The sequence below is a fragment of the Enterobacter sp. Ag1 genome (assembly GCA_000277545.1).
Lineage (GTDB): Bacteria > Pseudomonadota > Gammaproteobacteria > Enterobacterales > Enterobacteriaceae > Cedecea.
This window is the reverse complement of record AKXM01000005.1, coordinates 106752-132038: the sequence shown is the minus strand read 5'-3', so window position 1 is coordinate 132038 and position 25287 is coordinate 106752. Positions and strand designations below refer to the sequence as shown.

Sequence of the window (25287 nt, the reverse complement as noted above, 5' to 3'; positions counted from 1 at the left end):
TCAGGGACTCCTGAGAAATCATGCTTTTTTTAGCCAACCGGCAAACAGCTTCGTCACCATCGGCATCCAGAGCCAGACCACCAGCGCTACCACGCAGGCATCGTTAAGCAAGTGCCCGGGAAGCGTGCCGCGTAAACCTGGGAACAACATGCCCGTCAGCCACGGCACAAGGTTGGTACTGGGGAAGATTACCAGCAGCGTGATCAGGAACTGCTTCCACTGCGGCGGGCGTTTCACCGTCGCGCTTTCCGGGGTAAACCAGAAGGCCGTTTCGGTGTGCACCTGCACTTTGTCGTCATCGGCAAGAGAGGATTTGATCTCTGCCACAAGGCGATGGCGTTCAGGGGAGTCAGTCCAGGCATTGAGATGCTCGAGCGTGTCGAAGCGAATCACCACGTTATAGGTGTCGTTCCCGGCCGTGGGGCGAATCACATGCACCCCAAGGTGACCGGGGAAACGAGCGGCGGTCGGCATGATCTTTTCCAGCCATTGTTCGTAGCGAGCGGCCTCGCCTGGCCGGATTGCGTGGGTGATCACCAGCGTAACGGTATTGTTGTCGGCCATGCCGCAATTCCTGAGTCAGAATAGGGAGGAAAAACGGAGCGGCGAACCCGCCCCGAGTGTGATCCATCAGGCTTTACGTTCCGGCGCGCCGTGAACCATCGTATAAGCGTAGTCGACGCCCATGCCGTAAGCCCCGCTGTGCTCACGAACCAGGTTCATCACCGCGTCATAAGTTTCTTTGCGTGACCAGTCGCGCTGGTACTCCAGCAGAACCTGCTGCCAGGTCACCGGCACGGCACCGGCCTGCACCATCCGGTCAATGGCGCGTTCGTGGGCATCCACAGAAGTCCCGCCGGAAGTGTCGGTCACCACATACACTTCAAAGCCTTCTTCCAGCGCCATCAGCGCCGGGAAGGTCAGGCACACTTCGGTCCACAGCGCTGAAATAATCAGTTTTTTACGGCCCGTCGCCTTCACCGCCTCAACAAAGGCTTTATCTTCCCAGGAGTTCATGGAAGTACGCTCAATGGGCTTAATGTCAGGATGAACGGCTAATAATTCAGGCCAGATATAGCCGCTGAAGCTTTTGGTTTCGACGGAGGTATAAATCGTCGGCACCTTAAATATTTTGCCCGCCTTTGCCAGCGCCACAGTGTTATTTTTCAGGGTCTGGCGATCGATATTCGCCACGCCGAAAGCCATTTGCGGCTGGTGATCGATAAAAATAAGGGCGGAGTTAGTTGGGTCAATCAGTTCACGAATAGACATTTTATTCCCTCAGCTATCAATGAGTTATTAAGGTATCCATCTCTGGATGACGCCTTTATTTTCTGCATACTGCCGCAGGGTTGATAGCCGGAATTTTCTAACGTCTTATTTAATTTTTTGGTGATAGACTTTTGCAAGGCCAAAGCCCGAACGGATTATCACTATGCGTGTAAATTTAGATGTGCTGCTCATTCTTGATGCCTTAGATAAGCACGGCAGTTTTGCCGCCGCCGCTGAATCGCTGTTTAAAACGCCTGCGGCGCTGAGTTATATGGTGCAGAAGCTAGAAAACGATCTGAATATTAAACTGCTGGATCGCTCAGGCCATCGGGCAAAATTTACCGACACCGGCAGGATTGTGCTGGAAAAAGGGCGGATGGTGCTCAGCGCCGCGAAGGATCTGGAAAGCCAGGCTTTACGCTCCACCTCCGGCTGGGAAAAAACGCTGACTATTGCGCTGGACGGTTCATTTCCCTTCCATCTGCTGCTGCCGCTGATGGAGGAGTTCTACGCCCTCGACCAGCAAACCACGCTTAATTTTACCCACCATACGCTGGCAGGTGCCTGGGAAGAGCTGACCCACAACGGCGCGAACATTATTCTCGGCGCCATTAACGAGCCGCCGACGTCATCCGAATACGCCTACAAGATGCTGGGCACGCTGGACAACGTGTTTGTCGTCTCCCCCAAGCACGCGCTGGCAAAAGCGGAACATGTGCTTTCCAGTGACGAAGTTTGCCGCCATCGTGCGGCCATCATAGGCGATACGGCACGTTACTGCCAGCCAATCAACACCAATTACATTGAAGAGCAAGAACGCGTGGTGGTGTTCGACTTCCCTAGCAAGGTCGCTATTTTAGTCTCGGGCCTGGCCTGCGGATTTTTACCCCGCCACATCGCCCAGCCACTCCTGAGCAGCGGCAAATTAATTGAAAAACCGGTTGTATCGTTCCGCCAGACGGACGTGACCTACATCGGCTGGCATAACCGGGGTGAAGGCCTGGCCGCACGCTGGTGGCGAGAAAAGATCATTGAAGGGGATTTGGTCAACGCCCTTTATCAGCCCCCGGCGGAGAGCTAAACCTCTTCCCGCCGGGTTACCGACCTAAAGACTGCGCCAGACCGCGGCGCTGACGGCAGGCAAGCTCAGCTCGCGGTTATTGAGCGACGCCTCGCCTTCGATCTGCGTCCAAGCTCTGCCGCTCAGCAAGGCATCCCACGGGAGCGTGGCCTGAACCTCGCTGCCGCGATTGATGGCCACCAGAACACGTTCGTTTTGATAAGCACGCACGAACACTACGACATCCTGCTCAGCGTAGATGACCCGGCAACCACCGTGACGAAGCGCCCGGCTTTGCTTGCGCAGCTTGCCGAGCCGCTGATAAAGCGCCAGCAGATCTAAATCCTGATCCTGTTTCTGCCACGGGAAAGGCTTGCGGCAGAAAGGATCGTTGTTGCCATCCAGCCCCACCTCATCGCCGTAATAAATACAGGGCACGCCGGGCCAGGCGTACAGCCAGATGACGGCCAGCGGCAAGCGGGCAACATCTTTACCAAGAATCGACTTAAAACGGGCGGTATCGTGGCTGTCGAGCTGGTTAAACATGCGCAGCTGCTGCTGATGGGAAAGTGCCGAGCGGTACTCTTCCATCCATGCTATACAGGTTTGGGCGTCAATATCCTGCGGCTCGTAAGAGATATCGGTGTTTGCCAAAAATCCCCACAGCGGGAAAGTAAAACCGCGATAGTTCATGGCGGCATCTTCGGCATCGGCCTGCAGCCACTGCCGGGCATCGCCAAAGTGCTCGCCGAGGACGTAAGCATTCTGTTTGGTTTCTTTTGCCGCCTGGGTAATGCCGCTGACGTGCAGAAGATTATTTTTCGCCCCGCCTTCCTCTCCCAGCATATGCACTACGTCCAGCCGCCAGCCGTCAATGCCCCAGGGCTCCCGCAGCCAGTGCCGCACAATGCTTTGCTCGCCGCGATAGATCTCATCCACCAGCGTGGCCGAGCGATAATCCAGCTTAGGCAGGCTGGAATAGCCCAACCAGTCCAGCGCCAACCCTTCGTCAGAAAAGCTGTACCAGTCGCGCCACGGAGACTGTGGGTGATGGCAGGCGCCATTCTCACCGTTCTGATGCCTGTCAAACCAGCCGTGCGTATCGCCGCTGTGGTTAAAAACGCCGTCCAGCATCAGCTTCATCCCCTGCCGGCGCGTATTTTCCCTCAGCCGCAGGAAAGCGGCATTACCGCCAAACTGCTCGTCTACCTGCCGGTAATCCTGAGTGTCGTACTTATGCACGCTGGGCGCGGTAAAAATAGGGTTCAGATAAAGTGCCGTCACGCCGAGCTTTTTCAGGTACGGCAGCTTTTCACTGATCCCGTCCAGATCGCCGCCGTAAAACGTCGATCCTCCGGCTTCCCCGGTTAAAGGCTCATGCCACTCCCGGCGGACGATATCCCGCCCGGCCGCATGATGAAAATAAACGTTATCCTGCACCGGCTGGCGATTAGCCCCGCGCGCAAAACGATCCGGGAAGATCTGATAGAACACCTGGTCCTGCACCCAATCCGGGCCGTCATCCGGCGTATCAAAAGCGAACTGTTCCAGCCGGGCCGGCGGCGTTGTCTGGAAGCCCTGAGGTGTGTACCAGCGCTGCCTGTCCTGCCAGAGTAGCTTAAAGCTGTAGCGACGGCGCGGCTGCCCTTCGGCGGTATCGAGGGTGACTTTCCAGGCGACAACGCCCTCAAGGGGAGCCTGTTTCTGGCGCACCATGCCCAGAGAAATCTCTTCGTTATCTTTTTCGCCGCGCAGAATCACTTTTTCCGGCAAGTCATCCCCCGCCAGCCACAGGGTAATGACAAGACTGCGTTCCCGCGTCTGGATAAACGGCGCCACCGGCAGGTGCCAGGCATTCAACATAGTAACTTTCCCATCGCTTAAAAATGACGCCACCTTGCCACAGCATAAGGCTTTATCACTCATCATTCCGGGTTAATTTAGGGGAGGACAGGAGGGGTGGAGACGGGAGAAATTATTCCCCTCACCCCGGCCCTCTCCCCAAAGGGGCGAGGGGGAAAAACGAATGAGGAGAACGCTATTTATCCCCTCTCCCTGCCAGGGAGAGGGTCAGGGTGAGGGTAAAACCAGATACCGCGTTCTAACCGAATCAGCCACTACACTGGCAACGACTGCGCCTTAACCCGGCGCTTAACAACCCAGCCAATAAGCAGCAGCGCAATCCAGCCGCAGCCCACGTACAGCGAAATACGGGTATCCGGGTGGTAACCAATCAGCCCGATAATAAACACCAGGAACACCAGGCCCACGACGGTCGTCGCTACGCCACCGGGGATCGGGAATTTCAGCGCTTTCGCCTCTTCCGGCGACAGGCGGCGGCGGAAGGCAATCTGCGACAGCAGGATCATTATCCAGACCCAAACGGTGGCGAACGTTGCCAGCGATGCAATCACCAGGAAGACGTTTTCCGGCATGATGTAGTTCAGGTAAACCGCCAGCAGCAGCGCGCAGGCCATCACCACAACTGTGACCCACGGAATACCGTTGCGGGAAGTCCTGGCGAAGATTTTAGGCGCGCTACCCTGCTCGGCCATGCCGTGCAGCATGCGGCCCACGCCAAACACATCGCTGTTAATTGCCGAGAGCGAAGCCGTGATAACCACAAAGTTCAGAATACCGGCTGCAGCGGTAATGCCCATATGCTGGAAGGTCATCACAAACGGACTGCCCTCGGTGCCCACCTGGTTCCAGGGATAAATGGACATGATGACAAACAGCGTCCCCACGTAGAACACCAGAATACGCAGCGGCACGGAGTTTATTGCGCGCGGAATGGATTTTTGCGGATCTTTCGCTTCGCCTGCGGTGATGCCGATAATCTCAATCCCGCCGTAGGCAAACATCACCATCTGCAGAGACATGATCATGCCCAGCCAGCCGTTGCTGAAGAAGCCACCGTTGCTCCACAGGTTATGGATACCGGTCGCCTGGCCGCCGTTGCCAATCCCCCACACGATAATGCCGATCCCGGCAATAATCATGATGATGATGGTGGCGACTTTAAAGAATGAGAACCAGAACTCCAGCTCGCCGAACACCTTCACGCTCATCAGGTTGATGGCGCAGATAATCAGCACCACGCTCAGCACCCAGACCCAGTGCGGCACCGCCGGGAACCAGATACCCATGTAGATGCCGAACGCGGTCACGTCGGCGATGGCAACAATCAAAATCTCAAAGCAGTAGGTCCAGCCGGTAATATAGCCAGCCAGCGGCCCAAGGTTGTCCTGAGCATAGCGAGAAAACGAGCTGGCAGAGGGATTGTGCACCGACATTTCGCCCAGCGCGCGCATAATAATATAGGCCGCCACGCCGCCGATGATATACGCCAGCAGAACGCTCGGCCCCGCCATTTTGATGGCGTCCGCCGAACCGTAAAACAGCCCTGTGCCAATCGCCGACCCCAGCGCCATAAATCGAATGTGCCGGGTGCTCAAACCGCGCTTGAGCTTGTTGGTGTTTTCCATGAATCCAGGTTCCACGCTTTACAATAAAAAAACCACGGAGGACGACTCCGTGGTTACTTAGCAATCAAAAAATTAGTGGGCGGCGGAGGTGACCTGACGCCCCGCTGCTTTGTCCCAGATAGCGGTGATCACTACCATCGCAACGGTCGGCAGCAGCCAGGCAAGTCCCTGATCCGCCAGCGGCAGTTTCGCCGCCCAGCCAGGCAGCATGTCGCTGATGGCCGATGCCTTAATGCCGTCAATCATACCAAACAGCAGGCTTATCAGCATCGCCGGGGCAATCACGCGGGTGGAGTTGTTCCACCACGGACGGGTGAAGCTCAGCACCACCAGGGCAATACAAGGTGGATAGATTGCCGTCAGTACCGGGATCGAAATCTGAATCAGGTGGCTCAGGCCCAGGTTAGATACCACCATCGAGAACAGGCCGAGGATAAATACCAGCGAGCGGTAAGAGAGCGGCAGATACTGGCTAAAGAACTCCGCGCAGGCACAGGTCAGGCCCACGGCGGTAACCAGACAAGCCAGGAAGATCAGCGCCGCCAGGAAGAAGCTACCGGCCCCGCCAAAGGTATGCGCCACATAAGCGTGCAGAATAGCCGCGCCGTTGGCTTTCTGATCGACCAGGTTCGCGCTATCGGAACCGAGGTGGAACAGTGCCAGGTAGATAACCGTCAGGCCGATACCGGCAATCAGGCCAGCCCAAATCGTGTAGCGGGTCAGCAGGCGAGATTCGGTCACACCGCGAGAGCGCGCGGCATTCACGATAACAATCCCGAACACCAGCGAAGCCAGCGTGTCCATCGTCAGGTAGCCGTTCACGAAGCCGTTAGAAAACGCCGCGTTCTGGTAGGCTTCAGTCGCCGTGCTCAGGCCACCGGCTGGCCACAGCACCGCCCCGGCCGCCAGGATCAGCAGCGCGATGATTTTCACCGGCGCCAGCACGTGGCCCACGGTGTCCAGCAGCTTACCCGGATACAGAGAAATCCCGATCACCAGCGCAAAGTACACCAGGCTGTAAATAAACAGCGGCATATCGCCCATGCCGGTCAGCGGAGCAATCCCCACTTCAAAGGAAACGGTGGTGGTACGCGGCGTGGCAAACAGCGGCCCTACGGCGAGGTAGCAGACGGTCGCCAGCAAAATACCGGCGCGGCGGCCAATCGGCGAGCTAAGGCTGTCAATACCTCCGCCGACGCGGGCAATCGCCACGATAGTCAGAACGGGTAAACCTACCGCCGTGACCAGGAAGCCAAGCGCCGCCGTCCAGACGTGCTCGCCCGCCTGTAAGCCAACCATAGGAGGGAAAATAATGTTGCCCGCGCCGACAAACAGCGCAAAGGTCATAAAGCCCAGAGCGATGATGTCACGAGATTTCAAATGATAGGTCATAAAATAAAGCAGCCTGTGGATGTGTGGTGTTGAAAATGCTCAAATTTTTAAACCGACGTTCAGTCCAAATAACGTTCGGTAAAAACGCGGTTATTACCGGTAACGACAGCGGAATATGCTTCTCCGGATCGGTGGCGAAGAATAGTTAGTCGAATTACCACGCAATTTCAGTCGGTCTGGTAATAACAGGGGGGCAATTAAAACGCTTATAGCGTTTGAAGACAAGAAGGGATCGGGAAACCAGAAATATATCCTTTAAAAATACGCATAACCAGTGAATAAAGTTGATTATACGCTTTTGTTATGGCTTATCATGCGGACAAAAAAGCATCAATTCGATATTCATCGCTTAACGAGTGGTGAAAATACAAACAAAAAGGCCAGAAAACTGGCCTGTGGAAAGTGTACTTGACGGTTGCGGTGAATTAATGTGCAGCCACCGCTGACTCAGGGGCGATTAAGCGCTCGGGCAGGATGAACGAAAACGTCGAGCCCTGCCCCGGTACGCTTTCGATATCCAGCCGCGCATCATGATGGCTAAGGGCATGCTTCACGATGGCCAGCCCCAGCCCGCTGCCTCCGGTCTGCCGGGAACGCGCTTTGTCTACTCGGTAGAAACGCTCCGTCAGGCGCGGAATGTGCTCGGCGGAGATCCCCGGCCCGGTATCCTTCACGCTGAACGCTACGCCGTGAGGCAGCCTGCGCCAGGTGACGGTGATGTGCGTCCCGGCAGGCGTGTGATTCACCGCGTTATACACCAGGTTAGAGATCGCGCTGCGCAGCTGCTCTTCGTTGCCGTAAACCTGCAGCCCTGGCTCAACGTTAAAAGTGAGCGTTTGCTTCTGCTGGCTCAACGTCTGCGCCTCTCGTTCCACCACGCGCAGCATCAGCGGCACGTCGATTTTCTCATTCATCGACAGCGTGGGCGCAGCTTCGATGCGCGACAGCGTTAACAATTGCCTCACCAGCCCTTCCATGCGCGAAGTTTGCTCGCGCATGGTATGCAGCGCTTTATCCCGCAGCGGCCCTTCCAGAGCCTGATCCTGCATCATCTCCAGGTAACCCTGTAACACGGTCAGCGGCGTGCGCAGCTCATGGCTAACGTTGGCAAAGAAATTGCGGCGAGCGCCTTCAAGCTGGTGCATCTGCGTGACGTCTCGCGCCACCATCAGCCACTGCCCGTCGGCGTAGGGCATCACGCGGAACTCAAGATGACGGCCATTGTTGAGTATCAGCGTCAGCGGGCGACCAAACTGCTGCTTCGCCACGTATTGCGAGAATTCAGGGTAACGCAGCAGGTTGAGGATATTTTGGCCGCTGTCGTCAGGCCAGCGCAGGCCAAGCAGCTGTTGCGCCAGGCCGTTACACCAAAAAATGGTGCCTTCTTCGGTGGTCAGCACCACCGCATCGGGCAGCGATTCGGCTCCGCTTCGGAAGCGTTTGATCAGGTTGCCCAACTCTTTGCGGCGCTTTTTATTACGCAGCTGCATCTGGTGCAGCCCGTACAGCAGAGGTTCCCAGCTTCCCCGCCCGGGCGGCGGGGTCATGCTGCGGTCAACCCACAGCCACCAGGAAAGACGAAGTAAATTCCAGAAATGCCAGCTTAACAGGGCGGTCACCGCCGCCAGTAAAAACCACGGCAGGTGGCCAAAAATCAATCCGAGAATTGCCGCTGGCATACAACAGAGCACCAGCTCCAGTACCAGCCTTTTCCATGACAGCCGTTCCAGCACGCGTCACGCTCCTGTCAGCATATTAAAAACGGGTTGAAAAACGATAACCCGTGCCGCGAACTGTTTGCACCATTTTGTCATGACCACTTGTTTCCAACGCTTTACGCAGGCGACGAATATGCACGTCTACGGTACGGTCTTCAACGTAAACGTTCGTTCCCCACACGTTATTGAGCAGCTGTTCACGGCTGTAAACGCGCTCCGGGTGGGTCATAAAGAAGTGTAACAGCTTAAATTCAGTTGGCCCCATGTCGAGCGGATCTTCGCCGGTCATCACGCGGTGTGAGGACGGGTCAAGGCTCAGCCCCTGCATCTCAATCACTTCTTCCACCGCCATCGGGGAAATACGGCGCATCACCGCTTTAATACGCGCCACCAGCTCTTTAGGCGAGAACGGCTTAGTGATGTAATCATCGGCACCGACTTCAAGGCCACGCACGCGATCTTCTTCTTCGCCACGCGCGGTCAGCATCATCACCGGGATTTCGCGGGTCAGCGCTTCACGCTTCAGGTGCTTGATAAACTGGATCCCGGAACCGCCTGGCAGCATCCAGTCCAGCAGGATCAGGTCGGGGAAAGGTTCAATCAGCAGGTTAACCGCGCTGTCATAATCTTCCGCCTCTACCGACTGGAAGCCATTTTGCTCGAGCACAAAGCTCACCATTTCACGAATCGGAGCTTCATCTTCTACGACTAAAATGCGTCTCGCCATGATTTACCCTGTTGAAAAGAGACCATCTCTTATTAATTGTGCGCCAGTATGCGTCAGATTTGTGACAGATTTATGAAAAAGATGACGGCAAGATATTTCACCTTTTTGAATTATGACAGCCATGGATTTTTACTGGCGGTTACGCTGCCAGCTCAATAGCTTATAATCGGTAATTCGCCTCTTTGCCATGGGACAGGTTATGCGCATTCTCCACACATCAGACTGGCACCTCGGCCAAAACTTCTATACCAAAAGCCGGGTTTCTGAACATCAGGCCTTTCTCGACTGGCTATTAAACGCCGCGGTCGAGCATCAGGTGGATGCGATCCTCGTCGCGGGAGATATCTTTGATACCGGCTCGCCGCCGAGCTACGCCCGTGAAATGTATAACCGTTTTGTCGTGCAGCTGCAGGGCACCGGCTGCCAGCTCGTGGTGCTGGCGGGGAATCACGATTCCGTAGCTACCCTGAATGAATCCCGGGAGCTGCTGGCCTGCCTGAACACCCGCGTCATTGCCAGCGCCCGCCATAACAAAGACGAACAGGCGCTGCTGCTCAATCAAAAAGACGGCACGCCGGGGGCGATTCTCTGCCCAATTCCTTTCCTGCGTCCTCGCGACATTCAAAGCAGCCAGGCGGGGCTGTCCGGCCATGAAAAACAGCGCTCTTTAATGGAAGCCATCAGCGAACATTACCAGCAATGTTATGCCGCCGCCGTGGCGCTTCGCGGTGACCAGCCGCTGCCGATAATTGCCACCGGGCACCTGACCACGGTAGGCGTCACGAAATCCGATGCGGTGCGTGACATTTATATTGGCACGCTGGATGCCTTCCCGGCGCAGCACTTCCCGCCCGCCGACTACATTGCGCTCGGGCACATTCATCGCGCGCAAAAAATTGGCGGCACGGAGCATATTCGCTACAGCGGCTCGCCGATTCCGCTGAGCTTCGACGAAACCGGCAAAGCAAAAACCGTTTTTCTGGTGACATTCAGCGGCGGAGCGCTAACCAGCGTCGAGCCTCTGGAAGTCCCCATCAGCCAGCCGCTGGCCATCGTGAAAGGGTCGCTGAGTGAAATCGAGCGGCAGCTAGAGCAGTGGCGAAACGCGCCTGCTGAACCCAAAGTCTGGCTGGATATCGAAATCGCCACCGACGAATATCTGCACGACATGCAGCGCCAGGTGCAGGCGCTCACAGACGATTTGCCGGTTGAAGTCGTTCTGCTGCGCCGCAGCCGCGAACAGCGCGAGCGGGTGATTGCCAGCCAGCATAAAGAGACGCTGAGCGAGTTAAGCGTTGAAGAAGTTTTTGAGCGGCGGCTGAGTCAGGAAGAAACCAGCGAGGAGCGCGCCGCCAGGCTAAGAACGCTGTTTGCCCAAACCCTTTCAGATTTGCACCAGCGGGAGGAACAGGCATGAAGATCCTCAGCCTGCGGTTAAAAAACATTAACTCCCTGAAAGGCGAGTGGAAAATTGATTTCACCCAGGAGCCTTTCGCCAGCAACGGGCTGTTTGCCATCACCGGCCCCACGGGCGCGGGCAAAACCACCCTGCTGGATGCCATTTGCCTGGCGCTGTACCACAAGACACCGCGCCTCAGCACCGTGTCGCAGTCGCAAAATGACTTGATGACCCGCGACACCGCAGAATGCCTGGCCGAAGTCGAGTTTGAGGTAAAAGGTACGGGCTATCGCGCCTTCTGGAGCCAGAACCGCGCCCGCAACGCGGCAAACGGCAACCTTCAGGCGCCGCGCGTGGAGCTGGCTCAAATCAGCGACGGCAAAATCCTGGCGGATAAAATCAAAGACAAGCTGGAGATTATCGCCGCGCTCACCGGGCTGGACTACGACCGTTTCACCCGCTCAATGATGCTCTCCCAGGGGCAGTTCGCCGCCTTTTTAAACGCCGATGCCAACGACCGCGCCTCGCTGCTTGAAGAGCTGACCGGCACGGAGATTTACGGCACCGTTTCCGCCGCGGTGTTTGAAAATCATAAGCAAATCAAAAGCCGCCTTGAAAACCTGCTGGCTCAGGCTTCCGGCGTCGCGCTACTAACCGCTGAGCAGCAACAGCAGCTTACCGAGAGTTTGCAGGCGCTCACTCTGGAAGAGAAAAAGCTTTCCGTGGAGCACCAACAGCAGCAGCAGCACCAGCAATGGCTCGCTCAGCTAACCCGGCTTTCTGCCGACAAAGCCCAAAAGCAGCAGGCGCTGGGCACAGCCAGTCAGGCGGTCAAAGACGCAGAGCCCATGCTGGCGAAACTGACTCGAGCTTTGCCCGCCGAAAAACTTCGCCCTGACTGGCAGCGGCTGCAGGAAAAGCAGCAGTCGCTGAAGCAAAACAGCGAGGCGGCGGAGAAAGTGAATACCCGCTTACAGCAGCTTTCCGTCCGCCGGCAGCAAACCCGAATGCTGGCCGCCGAACAGGCTCAGCGGCTGAAGAGAGAAGCTCAGCAGGTCGAAGACTGGCTCGCGGCGAATGACCGTTATCGACTTTGGTCTGCCGAACTGACGGGCTGGCGCATGGCATTCACGCAGCAGCAGCGCGACGAAAAACAGCTTACTGAGCTAAAGCAGGCGCTCGAGGCCAGTCGGCAAAAGCTGCAGGCGCTGCCGGAGCCAAAGCTTAGCCTTTCTCCTGATGAAGTGAGCGCTCATTTACAGCGGATGCTGGCAACCCGGCCTGCTCGCCAGCTGTTGGCTACTTTGCAGCCGCAGTTTGCCACGCTGGAGAAACGCAAAACCGAGCAACGGCGCGAGCTTGCCGAGCTGGAGAAACAGATTGCCGAGCGAGACGTTGACCTGGGGCAAAAGCGCCAGCAGTACAAAGACAAACGCCAGCACGAAGCGGATCTGGAAAAAGTCGTCGAACAGGAAAAGCGCATCCAAAGCCTTGAAGCCGAGCGCGCACGCCTGCAGCCTGACTCGCCGTGTCCGCTTTGCGGCTCAACCCAACACCCGGCTGTAGAGGCGTATAAGGCTCTCGAACCAGGGGAGAACCAACAGCGCCTGGCCGCCCTTAAGCAAGAAGTGGCTAAACTCGCAGAGCTTGGCTTTGCCCTTAAAGGTCAGCTTGATACCCAGCGCCAGCAGCGCGAAAAACTGGCGCAGGCCAGCACCGCCATTGAGGCAGAAAAAACTGTACTGTCAGCCCGCTGGCAGCAGCAGTGCGCGGAACTTGCCATCGCTTTAACGCCTCAGGACGATCTCAGCGCCTGGCTTGACGAGCAGGAACAGCGCGAGCTACAGATGCGCCAGCTTGGCGAGCGGCAGGCGCTGGAGGCGCAATATCAACGCGACAGCCAGCAGCATGAAAAACTGAAAGCAGACTACCTGGCACAGCGCGCGTCGCTGCAAGCGGGGCTGGAGCAGGCCGGTCTCCAGCATCCTGAGCCTGGCGAAGAGCAAACCTGGCTGGAGGCTCGCCAAAGGGAATCTCAGCAATGGCAGCACCAGCAGGACAAACTGCCGCAGCTTCGCCAGCAGCTCTCCGCTCTCGACATGCTGCTCTCAACCCTTGCGGACGATGGCTCCGCCCCGCAGCCGCTGGATGAACACGAGCACCAGGCGGCGCTGCAAAACTGGCAGGCGCTGCATAACGATTGCAACCTGCTGGAAGGGCAGCGCCAGTCCCTGCAACAGCAGCTGAAGCAAAGCGAAGAAGAAACCACGGAGGCGCAGACACAGTTCAGGAATGCGCTTTCGGCCAGCCAGTTCAGCGACGAAGCCGATTTCCGCCGCGCTCTGCTGGAAGAGACCGAGCGCCTTGAGCTGGAACAGCGTAAACAGCTTCTGGAGCGCCAGCATCAGCAGCAAGTCACTCTGCTGGAACAGGCGGAAAGTGCGTTGACTCAACACTTATCGGCGCGGCCAGACAATCTGCACGAAGAAACAGATCCTGGCGCACTGGAGGCGCAAATCTCGGCGCTTGCCCTCCAGCTGCGTGAGAATGCTTCACAACAGGGTCAAATTACCCAGCAGCTGCGGCACGACGAGGAAAACCGGGTTCGCCAGCAAACGCTGATGCAGGAAATAAAAGCCTGTGAAGCACAGGCGGAAGACTGGGGCTACCTCAACGCGCTTATCGGCTCCAAAGAAGGGGATAAATTCCGCAAATTTGCACAAGGTCTGACGCTGGATAACCTCGTCTGGCTGGCAAACAATCAGCTCAATCGCCTGCACGGGCGCTACTTGCTGCAGCGTAAAGACAGCGAAGCGCTTGAATTACAGGTGGTCGATACCTGGCAGGCCGATGCGGTACGTGACACCCGCACGCTTTCCGGCGGCGAAAGCTTCCTGGTAAGCCTGGCGCTGGCGCTGGCGTTATCCGACCTGGTCAGCCATAAAACCCGCATTGACTCTCTGTTCCTGGATGAAGGTTTTGGCACCCTGGACGCGCAGACGCTGGATACCGCACTCGACGCGCTGGATACGCTGAACGCCAGCGGCAAAACCATCGGCGTGATCAGTCACGTTGAGGCGATGAAGGAGCGGATCCCGGTGCAGATTAAGGTGAAGAAGATTAACGGGTTAGGTGTCAGCCGGCTGGATAAGGCTTTCGCGGTGGAGTGATCCTTGCCAGGCTCTCACCAGAGGGAACGCTCTTTAAGTCACAAGTACGCTTATGAAGGAACGGTTAAGGTTCCGTTCACTTCCAGTTCGGTTTCATATGTCACCACCGCATCGGTGAACGTCTCAGGGGAATCACCGTCATTCCCCTGAGAACCCGGACTCCCGGCCAAATAAATCGACCGCTGAAGCGGCAGACCTCCGTTTTATCTCCCAGTCCTGGGTCGGCTGAGATGCGTTCCCGACGCTCTCAGCCTCCGGCCGTTCCCGACGTCCGGACCCTGGCCAGTCGGAGAGAAAACGAAGGCGATTTAAGCCGGAACCGTGTTTCGCTTTAAACCCGGTACTAACTTCAACTACGCTGTCGCTTCTGGTTTTTCCCTTCCCCCTACTCCTCTCCCAGAGGCATAGGGAAAAAACCACGTTTCCGGCATCTGTTTTCCGCCTCTCCCCTTTGGGGAGAGGGCTGGGGTGAGGGGCGATTTACTTCTCTATCGGCCACAGCCACGCCGCACCTCGAACGCCGCTGGAATCCCCGTGTACCGCTTTGCGAACGGGCGTTTCACACTCGCCGCCAAACACCCACGGTTTGATCAGCTGCGGCACCGTCCGGTATAAACGCTCCACGTTGCTCATCCCGCCGCCCAGCACGATCACGTCCGGATCGAGAATGTTGACGATATGCGCCAGCGACTTCGCCAGACGCGTCTCATAGCGGCTGATAGCCAGCTCTGCCAATGGATCCTGCTGCTCTGCCAGGCTGATGATTTCGTGCCCTTTCAGCGTTTTCCCGCTCAGGCGCTGGTAGTCCGTGCCGAATCCGGTGCCGGAAATAAAAGTCTCAATACAGCCCTGTTTGCCGCAGTAGCACGGCACCTCTTTCCGAAAACGCAGTTCGTCTTCATCCATCCACGGCAGCGAGTTATGCCCCCACTCGCCCGCGGTGCCGTTGCCACCGATCGAACTTCGGCCATTGATCGCCACGCCCGCGCCGCAGCCGGTGCCGATGATCACCGCGAAGACGATCGGCGCCCCTGCGGCAGCGCCGTCAATCGCTTCCGACACCGCCAGGCAGTTAGCATCGTTCGCCAGCCTGACTTCGCGCTTGAGCGCCACGCTAAGATCCTTGTCAAACGGCTGCCCGTTCAGCCAGGTTGAGTTCGCATTTTTCACCACTCGGGTATAAGGGGAGATCGATCCCGGGATCCCAAGCCCTACCGTACCGGTCTCGCCCGTGGCTTCTTCCGCCAGCCGCACCAGCTCAACAATGTTTTTGATGGTGGCCTGGTAGTCGTTTTTTGGCGTGGGCAAACGGTGGCGATAAAGTTGTTTACCGTCGTCTGCCAGCGCGATCACTTCTGTTTTAGTCCCACCGAGATCGATACCTATGCGCACAAGAACTTCCTCATTTGGTGATAATTATCAACTACCTAAAATGCAGGCCAAGCAAAGACAATGAAACGAGGCCGTCAATTCGTTATCATGCCCGCTGCGTTTAACTGACAACCTGGGACAGAATCATGCTGTGGTTTAAAAATTTAATGGTTTACCGTTTAAGCCGTGACATCACGCTGACGGCGGATGCAATGGAAAAACAGTTAGCCGCCTTCACCTTCACCCCTTGCGGCAGCCAGGACATGGCCAAAACCGGCTGGGTGTCGCCGATGGGCTCGCACAGCGATGCATTAACCCATGTTGCCAACGGCCAGATTGTGATTTGCGCCCGTAAAGAAGAAAAAATTCTGCCCGCTCCGGTCATCAAACAGGCTCTTGAAGCCAAAATCAATAAGCTCGAAGCGGAACAGGCCCGCAAGCTGAAGAAGACCGAGAAAGATTCCCTCAAAGACGAAGTGCTGCACTCCCTGCTGCCGCGCGCTTTCAGCCGCTTTAGCCAGACTATGATGTGGATAGACACCGTCAACGGCCTGATCATGGTTGACTGCGCCAGCGCCAAAAAAGCGGAAGATACGCTGGCCCTGCTGCGTAAAAGCCTGGGTTCTCTGCCGGTGGTCCCGCTGGCGCTGGAAAACCCTATCGAACTGACGCTGACCGAGTGGGTACGTTCAGGGGATGTTCCGGCAGGCTTTGCGCTAATGGACGAAGCTGAGCTCAAGGCAATCCTTGAAGGCGGCGGCGTGATCCGCTGCAAGCAGCAAGAGCTGGTGTGCGATGAAATCGCCGCGCACATTGAAACCGGCAAAGTGGTCACCAAGCTGGCGCTGGACTGGCAGGAGCGTATTCAGTTCGTGCTGGCGGACGATGGCTCAGTCAAACGCCTGAAGTTTGCCGATATCCTGCGCGAACAGAACGACGATATCGACCGGGAAGATTTTGGCGGGCGTTTCGACGCCGATTTTATTCTGATGACCGGCGAGCTGTCGGCGCTGATTACCAACCTGGTGGAAGCCCTCGGCGGAGAAGCACAGCGTTAATTGCCGTGGCTGACGCATAAAAAAAGCCCCTCGCGGTGAAACGAGGGGCCTGAAAGTCAGTTATTTATCGGCCAGGTAGCGGCAAAGGTAGGACGTTGGCTCAGCAACCTGCAGATGAAACTCGCTGTGGCCCGGAACGTTAAAGACTTCGCCCGCAGCATAGGTTTTCCACTCTGTTTCCCCCGGCAGCAAAACGTGCAAAGCGCCGCTCACTACGGTCATCTCTTCCGGCTGGGCGGTCCCGAAGGTGTATTCCCCCTCCGCCATCACCCCAACGCTCGCACGGCCAGTGCTGCTGCTGGTAAAACCGATGGATTTTACTTTCCCGGAGAAGTACTCGTTACTCTGAAGCATGGACAGGCCCTTTATCGACATTAGTGAAAAAACCACTATAGAGGCGAACTCTCCGGCCTGTCACGCAAATTGTTAATTCCGTTCAGATAAGCAATTCTGCGGCTAATCTGGCCACCAGTACGTTGGATAAGAGCACCGGCACATCCAGCTGCTTTTGCAGTAAATCCCGGTGTTTTTGATGGTAGCCAAGGCAGTCGAGAACCAGAACATCCGCCCCTTCAGCCATCAGTTTTTTTCCGGCCTCCAGCAGCTCGGCTTCGCTACCGTGGATCGGGTTCGCAAGCGAATAAAGCGGCGGATGGGTCAGCTTGCGCCACTTCAGCTCCTGAAACTTAATCATTTCTGCAACCGGCAGAATGATCCCTACCTGATGACCATCCACAATCGACGCTACCAGCGGAGGAATGATGCGCTCAGGCTCCAGCAGAATGGCATTGCGGGCGCTTAACCCCGTCAGCGGCATCGTGCTCATCAGCAGGATAACTTCGTAGCCCTGATTATCCAGCTGTTCGATGATGCCCTGCATCGCAATGGAGATTTTGTCCCGCCCGACTGACGTAATGGTGTTATCCGCCAATAGCGTGAGCAGCGTTTCTTCACCGGGGGACGGGGAAAACTGACGGCGAACCTCATCGGGGGAGAGATTGCCCAACAGGCTGACCTGAGAGATTTGTTGTTCAGAGATATGTTCAGTTAAAAAAGGTAAAACCTCACTGACTGACACTTTGCCGACGGTGAGAATGGCTACAGTTGGTTTCATGCTTCGCTCCGCTATTACTCAGTTACCGCCCTCTTCGCTGCATTGCTCCACGTCCGCTATGAAATAACTCCGCCGGGTCGATCGTTTTTTGATCGCCACAATCCGCAGCATACAACCAGAGCGACATCGAAATCCTTAACGAAACATCAACTACTGAGCAACATCTCTAAGGAATATATTTTAGCTAAATGAATGAGATAAAAGTTTCTCTTAGGAAGAAGGTCGCACGCGCGGCGTACGCCTGATCCTGCCGGTCAGGCTCTCGACGAAAAGTGGCTGAATGGCCATCGCTCGTCCTTAATTTCTTATGGATGAGCGTTAAGTATAGGCTAACTGGCGCGGGCCATTTGTAACGCGCTGAGGATTGCTTCCACTACCGCATCAGGAGAGCGAGTGGCGTCCACAATGTGGCGGGCAACCTGCCGGTAGAGCCCTTCGCGAGCGGCGAGCACGTCAACGATTTCATCGGTCACGCCTTTCCCTGTGAGCGTTGGGCGTTGCCCTTCTTCCGGAGAGGCGGTCAGGCGTGAAGCCAGAACCTGCGCCGGGGCATGTAACCAAACGGGGATGCCGTTTTCCTGCATAAACTGCCGATTGCCCTCTGCCAGCACCATGCCACCACCGGTTGCCACCACGGTCGCCGGGGCCGTCACGCGCTGCAGCGCATCGGATTCACGAGCCCGAAACCCTTCCCAACCCTCTTCGGCCACAATCTCCGCCACGCTCTTGCCGGTGTGGTTCAGCAGAAAACTATCGGTATCGACAAAGGCGTAACCCAGCGTTCTCGCCAATGCCTGACCGACGGTCGTCTTACCACAGCCGCGAGCGCCGACTAAGAATAGGGGTTGAGTCATCAAAGATAATCCTCGGAAATGCGGGCCTGAGGCCACAAGGGGTAAAAGCAGGAAAACAGAATGCGATAATACCACTAAACTAGTACGCGACAAGTGTAAACCTATGATTACAAAAAATGAAACCTGTCGCTTAAAGCCCAGCTATAACGGCATTAACTGATGCGTAACAAGTGTAAACTAAATCCACCACCTGCTAACTGCGCCACAATACTTTAAACGCCAGGCCAATGACAACCCTTAATCTGAGATTCGGTAACACATTTATGGTTAGCTTTACGATTAAGGCGTTTCACCTACGCTGAATGTGATCCAGACTCGTTTTAAGATTTCATCATGACAGAGGTATGAACCATGCAAGCTGAAGAGCAGCGTCTTATTGACGGGCTTTTTGACCGTCTGAAACAGGCCGAAAGCCAAAGTGCCACCCGCGATGCGGCCGCCGAACAGCGGATTGCGCAACACCTCAGCCAGCAGCCGGGTGCCGCCTACTACATGACGCAGACGATCCTTATCCAGGAAGCGGCCATGAAGCAGCTGAATGGCAAAATTCAGGCCCTGGAAGCGCAGGTGAGCGAGCTGGAGCAGAAATCTCGCCAGCAGCAAAGCAGCGGCGGTTTCCTTGCCGGGTTGTTCGGCGGCGGCAGCAGCAGTAATAATACTGCTCGTGGCTCCGATCCGATTCCGGGTAGCCAGAACTATGGCACCTCTTCTGCGCCAGGCTACGGCGCGCCACAACAGGGCGGATATGGTGCACCACAGCAACAGGCTGCCCCGGCCAGCGCCCCACGTGCCGGAGGCGGGTTCTTATCTGGCGCGCTGCAAACCGCAGCGGGCGTAGCCGGTGGTGTCGTGGTGGCAGAAATGCTGACCAGCATGTTCCACCGCAGCCAGCCGGAAGAGATCGTCAATATTATCAATGAACCGGCGCCGACCTTCGACAACAGCTCATTCGACTCGGTCAACGACTACAGCCAGGTCGATGACCGTCAGTTCCAGAACCAGGGCGGCTGGCAGTCGCAGGACAATACCGATTACGGTAACGATGATTTTGGCGGCGACGATTACGGCGACGACGACGACGACAGCTTTATCTAAGACTTTTGCGCCCGCGCGACCTTCAGCAGCCACTTTTCCAGCTCATTGGCAAACTGCTGGCGGTCGCGCTGGCTCAGGCTGTCCGGCCCGCCGGTTTGCACGCCGCTGGCGCGCAGAGTATCCATAAAGTCACGCATCGTCAGGCGTTCACGAATGGTTGCAGGGGTATAAAGCTCGCCCCGGGGATTCAGCGCCACCGCCCCTTTCTCCAGCACGTCTGCCGCCAGCGGAATATCGGCGGTGATAACCAAATCGTCTTTCTCGCAGCGACGCACAATTTCGTTATCCGCCACGTCAAATCCAGAGGCAACCTGCAGGCTGCGAATAAACCGCGACGGCGGCGTTTTCATCCCCTGATTAGCCACCAGCGTGACCATAACCTGAGCGCGATCTGCCGCGCGAAACAGCACCTCTTTGATGACTTTTGGACACGCATCGGCATCCACCCAAATTTGCATTATGGCTCCTGACTTTCGGTGGGAATGGGGGCGATTTTGCCGTGCTTTTGCCGAATGACAAAATTTATCTGTTTCCACCCCGGCCGTTCGCCGTTGCGTGCAAACATAGCCTAAGCGGTAAAAAGCGCGTTAAGAGATTGCTGACAAAGAGGGAAAAAGCGTGGTTTTCCCTCTTTGTGGTTATCAGCCGAAAATCAATGAATTGATTTTCCAGTTTATTTTTATGGCGACACATTGCAGAATTTTATCCCCATTAGATTTGTCAGAAGTCTGGTTAAGCTATTACCATCAAATAACAAAACACATCACCATGGAGTCATGCTATGGACAAGAAAATAGGGTTTATTGGCTGCGGTAACATGGGCAAAGCCATCCTCGGCGGCCTGATTTCCAGCGGCCTTGTGCCTGCCGGCAATATCTGGATCTACACCCCGTCGCCGGACAAAGTTCAGGCCCTGTGCGAAGAATACGGCATTAACCCGGCGCAGAGCGCGCAGGAAGTTGCGCAGATAGCCGACATCGTCTTTGGTGCCGTGAAGCCAAACATCATGCTTAAGGTGCTGAGTGAAGTTAACTCCGACCTGAACAAAGACACCGTGATTATCTCCATTGCCGCGGGTATCACTCTGGAAACCCTGGCCAAAGTGCTGGGCCATGACCGGAAAATTATCCGTGCAATGCCGAATACCCCTGCACTGGTGAACGCGGGCATGACGTCGGTCACGCCAAACGCGCTAGTCACGCCGGAAGACATTGCCGATGCGGTGAGCATTTTCCGCAGCTTTGGCCAGGCCGAAGTCGTAAGCGAAGCGATGATCCACCCGGTCGTGGGCGTCAGCGGATCTGCCCCGGCTTATGTATTTATGTTTATCGAAGCCATGGCCGATGCCGCCGTGCTGGGCGGTATGCCGCGCAAACAGGCCTATCAGTTTGCCGCTCAGGCGGTGATGGGCTCGGCGAAGATGGTGCTGGAAACCGGTACCCATCCGGGTGAGCTGAAAGACATGGTTTGTTCCCCTGGCGGCACCACCATTGAAGCGGTCAAAGTGCTGGAAGAGAAAGGTTTCCGCGCTGCCGTGATGGAAGCGATGGTGAAGTGTATGGCGAAGTCAGAGCTGCTCGGGAAGTCCTGATTTTGATATAGCCCCTCACCCTAACCCTTTCCCCGCGGGGGAGAGGGACGGGGTGAGGGCCATTCAAAACAACTTATTTTTTCTTCAGGCAATTACTCATAAAGGTTTTTCTGGCGTCGCCCTTCAGCGATTGCTTCGCCGCGTCCGCATTACAGTCCTTCATTTTTTGTTGCTGAGGCGTCAGGGTTTTCCCCGCCGCGGCAGGCGCTTCCCCTTTGAGACAGCTGCTCATGTAGCTCTTACGCTGGTCCCCTTTCAGAGACTGCGAAGCCGCCTGCTGATTACAGGTCGTCATACGCTGCTGCTGCGGCGTCATCGTTTTATCCGCCGCCGTTGCTGACCCAACCAGCCCTACCAGTAACACCGCTAATAATGAAAATTTCATACCTTATTCCTTTTTTATTGTGACGTTTAAAGTCTGGCCTAAGGCAAAAAAAATGCGACGTTTCCGCCGCATTTTTTTCTTACCTGTTACGCAAGCTCACCTTTACTCCAGCGCCATCGCTGATTTCATGGTGTAGAACAGGTCGGTCTGATCGGTCAGCCCCACCACATTGGCTGCATGTGGGCCATAGGCCGCCACGCGTAGCTGGGTGCCGGTGTGCTCCTGAGATTCACCCTCGGAGTTGCCGTAGCTGATGACCATCACCGCGCCATCTTTGGTGTTCAGCGCCTGAGTCAGGCCAGGCGCTTTGGTGTCCGGCGCCACAATCTGGCTGGAATGGGCGTGGTCTGCGGTGACAACAACCAGGGTATTGCCATCTTTACGGGCAAACTCCAGCGCTTTTTGCACGGCTTCATCGAGATCGACCGTCTCGCCAATCTGCCCGCATGGGTTAGCGGCGTGATCCTGTTTATCAATAGAAGCGCCTTCGACCTGAAGGAAGAAGCCTTTCTCGTTTCCTTTCAGCAGGTCGATAGCTTTTTCGGTCATCTGCGCCAGGGTCGGCACGCTGCTGTCGCGCTTCGGATTAGGCGTACAGGTCACGGCTGGCTGATCGATATTCCCGTGGTAAGTGGCCTTCGGCCCTTCCCAACGCACAGGCATATTGCCGTCGGCGAACATACCGATCAGCGGTTTTTGCTGGTTAGCTTCTGTCACCGACGCAAGGCCGGCGGCGTTATCCACCCACTGATAGCCACGGGCATCGGCCTGCTCGCGCAGCGTTTTCCCGTTCCATTCACCGGCTTTTGCCGTTTCACTAAAGGTTTTTGCCCCACCACCAAGCGTCACGTCGGCGCGGGTATTCAGCAGTTGCTCGGTAATGGAGCCTTTGCCCCCGTTTTCCAGCGCGTTAGTGGCACATTTTTCGCTGGTGGCGCTTGGGCCATAGCATTTACGCCCCGTCACGTGGGAAACCAGCGCCGCTGGCGTGGCATCCTGAATTTCCGCCGTGGATACGTTACCCGTCGCCTTACCGGCCGCCTTCGCCAGTTCGAGGATGGTGACGTGATCTTTCCCGTCGACGTCCACGCCCAGCGCGCCGTTATAGGTTTTCACGCCGGTACTCCACGCCGTGGCGGAAGCCGCAGAATCGGTGACGTAATCCGGCTTTTTCGTTTTCTTGTCTAAAGAATAATGGGTGTATTGCCCGGTCAGCGGTAAGGCATCAATTCCTTTAAAGAAACCACCAGCCCCTTCGGCATAGTTTCTGGCGGCGGTAATTTCCGAATCGCCCATTCCGTCGCCAATCAGCAGAATAATGTTCTTCGCTGTTTTATTGTTGAGCGAGGCACGGATCGCTTCAGTTTGATCGCCTGTAATACGGCGAGCACCGCCCGGCTGAGTTAAATCTCCCTGAGCGGCGCGATTTTCCAGAGGGGAAGAGGATGTTTCTTGTGATTTTGATGGGGCGCTGGCAAGCAGCAAAGGCAGCAGGCTGGCGATAATTACGCTCTGTTTCACTTTATTTTCTCCATGTAGTAACTACTGAATATAAATAAAAACAGAGCGAGTATAAAAATGACTTATGACACTAATATGACAGTAAAATTTGATTCAACTACGAGGATAGATAAGGAGCTTTTTTAAATATTGTCGGAGTAATTCGGTATCCTGGACCGGCACTGCCGTCTTTGGGGAGGCATCATCTAACGCCCCTTCAATGCTGGCAACCAGCGCCGAACGTTCTCCCTGTTCAAGGCGTCTCAATAAGGCTGTGACCACTATTTCCAGCGCTTCAACCTGAGCAACCAACTCTTTCGATTCTTCTTCCTTTTCGGCGAGCTTAACCAATAACTCAGCAATAAGATTTTTCATTTTCTCAGTCCCTGCGGGGTTAAGGCATGACGTTAACACTCAGATCCACCTGAGAGCAATATCTCAGGTTAAATATGTGCGTCACAGCAAATAGCAGCAATATTAAAATGATTCCGTCTGATAATAATCCCGACAACGAATTTTTTGCACCACAAAAAAAGAATAATGGAATATTATTCTCTAAATCTGTGGTAGCGACTAAATGAATAATAAGTCGAAATCAATCTTCATATTTTGCTCAATAATATCCCACACAGAGAAACTGGCTGGCGGCTAAGTGCTTTTACTGGCCAGCGCCTGACGGGCATTCTTGCGCTTAAAAGCCACCGCCAGCTGCCAGACATTGAGCAGCACAACCACGGCGGTTGCCGCAAAAACGTAACGAAAACCGGCCATTGCGGAAACCCCTGCCCCCATTAAAGGCCCGGCGACATTCCCCAAATACATAAACGACTGGTTATAACCGAAGATACGCCCGGTGACCTGGTCGCTGCAGTATTTGAGCAACAGCGTTTGCACCGCCGGTAACATTGCCCCGTCGGCAAAACCCAGCAAAAAGCGCAAGATGCCAAGCTGCATCGGCGAGGTGACAAAGGACATGGCAAGGAATAACACCACGGCGCAGCACAGCGTCGCCATCAAAATACGTTCAGTGCCAATCCTGTCGCCCAGTTTGCCCAATTTAGGTGCGGCAAAGAGCGCGGATATGCCCGGCAAGGCGGCGATAAATCCGCTCATAAACGCAATATTGTTGCTGTCCGGGGCCAGCTGTTTAATAAACAGCGCCAAAATCGGGCCAATCGAGCCGTTACAGAGCTGGATCACCAGCGTGGTGATAAACAGACTGAGGATCAGCCAGGGGTAAGGCAGCGTGGCGAAAACTTCTTTCCCGGTCAGGCGCTCATCTTTGCTGATTTTCGGGCGAGCGCCCTCTTTTATCAGCAGCAGCGTCACCAGGAAACTGACCATCAGCAGCCCCGCGGTGGCAAAGAATACCGGCCTTAGCCCAAGGTGATCCGCCATAAAACCGCCGAGCAGCGGGCCCACAATCACACCGCTGATTTGCCCGGTTGAGAGCGTACTGATAGCCCAGCCGCTGCGCTCGCGTGGCACCTGAGAGGCAATCAGCGCCATTGCATTAGGAATATAACCCGACGTTAACCCCATTACCGCGCGCAACAGGAACAGCTGCCAGACGTTGGTGGCAAAGGCCTGGAGAAGAATCGCCACCGCCATACCAAACGAGGCGCGAAGCAACATCAGCTTGCGCCCTTTGCGGTCGGCCAGGCTGCCCCACATCGGCGAAACGATAGCCGAAACCAAAAACGTGACGCTGAACGTCAGGCCGGACCAAAGGGAAAGGGCTTCGTGGGAAGTGACGCCAAGCTGCTCAACGTAGAGCGGAAGAAAAGGCAAAATTTGGCTGATCGCAAGGCCGGTAAAAAAACAGCCGAACCAGACCGAAATGAGATTGACCTTCCAGGACTCCATAGCGCGCTTTTTCAAAGGGGATGCAACCAGAATAGAACGATTTCTGGAAAGCTTATCACACTAATGAATATTGCCGTCAGCGCCCCGGCGCTGTCATTACGATCCAGACATGATTGCTTACTAAAGCACATATCCTGCCCGACCGGACAGGTTGTTGCAGGAACCACATGAATCCCCGGAATGAGCGTGCTATGTTGTCCTCTTTCGTAAAGTTTATGGGTGGATTA

At 55.8% G+C, this 25287-nt stretch carries 22 protein-coding genes; 6 read left to right on the top strand and 16 right to left on the bottom strand.

Annotated features, from left to right (window positions below):
* Nucleotides 1–18: 18 nt before the first annotated feature.
* Together A936_RS03160 and A936_RS03155 are read right to left on the bottom strand one after the other, a co-directional pair.
* Nucleotides 19–564, bottom strand: a complete 546-nt coding sequence (locus A936_RS03160) for an antibiotic biosynthesis monooxygenase (protein ID WP_008454525.1) — start codon at nucleotides 562–564, stop codon at nucleotides 19–21.
* 66 nt (nucleotides 565–630) lie between these two features.
* On the bottom strand, nucleotides 631–1272 hold the full coding sequence (locus A936_RS03155) for a hydrolase (RefSeq protein ID WP_008454522.1): 642 nt from the start codon (nucleotides 1270–1272) through the stop codon (nucleotides 631–633).
* A 163-nt stretch (nucleotides 1273–1435) separates the two neighbouring features.
* Between A936_RS03155 and A936_RS03150 the strand changes: the two genes are divergently transcribed.
* Entirely contained in the window at nucleotides 1436–2353 is a 918-nt protein-coding gene (locus A936_RS03150; RefSeq protein ID WP_008454520.1) for a LysR family transcriptional regulator, read from the top strand.
* Between the two features lie 24 nt (nucleotides 2354–2377).
* Here the strand turns inward: A936_RS03150 and malZ are convergent, their stop codons facing one another.
* From malZ to phoB, 5 genes are all read right to left on the bottom strand, one after another.
* Nucleotides 2378–4195, bottom strand: coding sequence for a maltodextrin glucosidase (gene malZ, locus A936_RS03145; protein WP_008454517.1), 1818 nt, complete (start codon nucleotides 4193–4195; stop codon nucleotides 2378–2380).
* Between the two features lie 254 nt (nucleotides 4196–4449).
* Nucleotides 4450–5820 (bottom strand): proline-specific permease ProY, encoded by a 1371-nt coding sequence (gene proY / locus A936_RS03140; protein WP_008454512.1) that lies wholly within the window; start codon nucleotides 5818–5820, stop codon nucleotides 4450–4452.
* 72 nt (nucleotides 5821–5892) lie between these two features.
* Nucleotides 5893–7212: a branched-chain amino acid transporter carrier protein BrnQ gene (brnQ, locus tag A936_RS03135; protein ID WP_008454510.1), complete on the bottom strand. Its 1320-nt coding sequence runs from the start codon at nucleotides 7210–7212 to the stop codon at nucleotides 5893–5895.
* A gap of 425 nt (nucleotides 7213–7637) precedes the next feature.
* Nucleotides 7638–8945, bottom strand: a complete 1308-nt coding sequence (gene phoR, locus A936_RS03130) for a phosphate regulon sensor histidine kinase PhoR (protein ID WP_008454508.1) — start codon at nucleotides 8943–8945, stop codon at nucleotides 7638–7640.
* Nucleotides 8946–8967: 22 nt separating this feature from the next.
* Nucleotides 8968–9657: a phosphate response regulator transcription factor PhoB gene (phoB, locus tag A936_RS03125; RefSeq protein ID WP_008454506.1), complete on the bottom strand. Its 690-nt coding sequence runs from the start codon at nucleotides 9655–9657 to the stop codon at nucleotides 8968–8970.
* 199 nt (nucleotides 9658–9856) lie between these two features.
* Here phoB and sbcD point away from each other — a divergent pair, with 199 nt between their 5' ends.
* Nucleotides 9857–11074, top strand: a complete 1218-nt coding sequence (gene sbcD, locus A936_RS03120) for an exonuclease subunit SbcD (protein WP_008454503.1) — start codon at nucleotides 9857–9859, stop codon at nucleotides 11072–11074.
* Nucleotides 11071–14226, top strand: coding sequence for an exonuclease subunit SbcC (gene sbcC, locus A936_RS03115; RefSeq protein ID WP_008454501.1), 3156 nt, complete (start codon nucleotides 11071–11073; stop codon nucleotides 14224–14226). Before sbcD ends, sbcC begins: the two co-directional genes overlap by 4 nt.
* 480 nt (nucleotides 14227–14706) lie before the next feature.
* Here the strand turns inward: sbcC and mak are convergent, their stop codons facing one another.
* Entirely contained in the window at nucleotides 14707–15618 is a 912-nt protein-coding gene (mak, locus tag A936_RS03110) for a fructokinase (RefSeq protein WP_008454499.1), read from the bottom strand.
* Between the two features lie 125 nt (nucleotides 15619–15743).
* On the opposite strand from mak, the gene rdgC reads away from it, so the two are divergent.
* On the top strand, nucleotides 15744–16655 hold the full coding sequence (gene rdgC / locus A936_RS03105; RefSeq protein ID WP_008454497.1) for a recombination-associated protein RdgC: 912 nt from the start codon (nucleotides 15744–15746) through the stop codon (nucleotides 16653–16655).
* A gap of 60 nt (nucleotides 16656–16715) precedes the next feature.
* Here rdgC and ppnP read toward each other — a convergent pair whose 3' ends face one another.
* From ppnP to aroL, 3 genes are all read right to left on the bottom strand, one after another.
* Nucleotides 16716–17009, bottom strand: coding sequence for a pyrimidine/purine nucleoside phosphorylase (gene ppnP, locus A936_RS03100; protein WP_008454495.1), 294 nt, complete (start codon nucleotides 17007–17009; stop codon nucleotides 16716–16718).
* An 82-nt stretch (nucleotides 17010–17091) separates the two neighbouring features.
* Nucleotides 17092–17769, bottom strand: coding sequence for an AroM family protein (locus tag A936_RS03095; protein WP_008454484.1), 678 nt, complete (start codon nucleotides 17767–17769; stop codon nucleotides 17092–17094).
* A gap of 329 nt (nucleotides 17770–18098) precedes the next feature.
* Nucleotides 18099–18623 (bottom strand): shikimate kinase AroL, encoded by a 525-nt coding sequence (gene aroL, locus A936_RS03090; RefSeq protein WP_008454483.1) that lies wholly within the window; start codon nucleotides 18621–18623, stop codon nucleotides 18099–18101.
* Nucleotides 18624–18974: 351 nt separating this feature from the next.
* On the opposite strand from aroL, the gene A936_RS03085 reads away from it, so the two are divergent.
* Nucleotides 18975–19718, top strand: coding sequence for a DUF2076 domain-containing protein (locus A936_RS03085; RefSeq protein ID WP_008454482.1), 744 nt, complete (start codon nucleotides 18975–18977; stop codon nucleotides 19716–19718).
* Here A936_RS03085 and A936_RS03080 read toward each other — a convergent pair.
* Entirely contained in the window at nucleotides 19715–20176 is a 462-nt protein-coding gene (locus A936_RS03080; protein ID WP_008454481.1) for a YaiI/YqxD family protein, read from the bottom strand. The two genes, A936_RS03085 and A936_RS03080, sit on opposite strands and share 4 nt — an antisense overlap.
* A 323-nt stretch (nucleotides 20177–20499) precedes the next feature.
* On the opposite strand from A936_RS03080, the gene proC reads away from it, so the two are divergent.
* Nucleotides 20500–21309, top strand: coding sequence for a pyrroline-5-carboxylate reductase (gene proC, locus A936_RS03075; RefSeq protein WP_008454480.1), 810 nt, complete (start codon nucleotides 20500–20502; stop codon nucleotides 21307–21309).
* A gap of 73 nt (nucleotides 21310–21382) precedes the next feature.
* On the opposite strand, the gene A936_RS03070 is transcribed toward proC, so the two are convergent.
* The 4 genes from A936_RS03070 to A936_RS03055 all read right to left on the bottom strand — a co-directional run bounded on the left by A936_RS03070 (nucleotide 21383) and on the right by A936_RS03055 (nucleotide 25060).
* The gene (locus A936_RS03070; RefSeq protein ID WP_008454479.1) at nucleotides 21383–21694 is read right to left on the bottom strand and encodes a PsiF family protein; all 312 of its coding nucleotides are present in this window, start codon (nucleotides 21692–21694) and stop codon (nucleotides 21383–21385) included.
* 102 nt (nucleotides 21695–21796) lie between these two features.
* On the bottom strand, nucleotides 21797–23215 hold the full coding sequence (gene phoA, locus A936_RS03065) for an alkaline phosphatase (RefSeq protein ID WP_008454478.1): 1419 nt from the start codon (nucleotides 23213–23215) through the stop codon (nucleotides 21797–21799).
* A gap of 93 nt (nucleotides 23216–23308) precedes the next feature.
* A complete protein-coding gene (iraP, locus tag A936_RS03060) occupies nucleotides 23309–23569 on the bottom strand; it encodes an anti-adapter protein IraP (RefSeq protein ID WP_008454477.1) in 261 nt (86 codons plus the stop codon).
* Nucleotides 23570–23842: 273 nt separating this feature from the next.
* A complete protein-coding gene (locus A936_RS03055; protein WP_008454475.1) occupies nucleotides 23843–25060 on the bottom strand; it encodes a multidrug efflux MFS transporter in 1218 nt (405 codons plus the stop codon).
* Nucleotides 25061–25287: the final 227 nt, after the last annotated feature.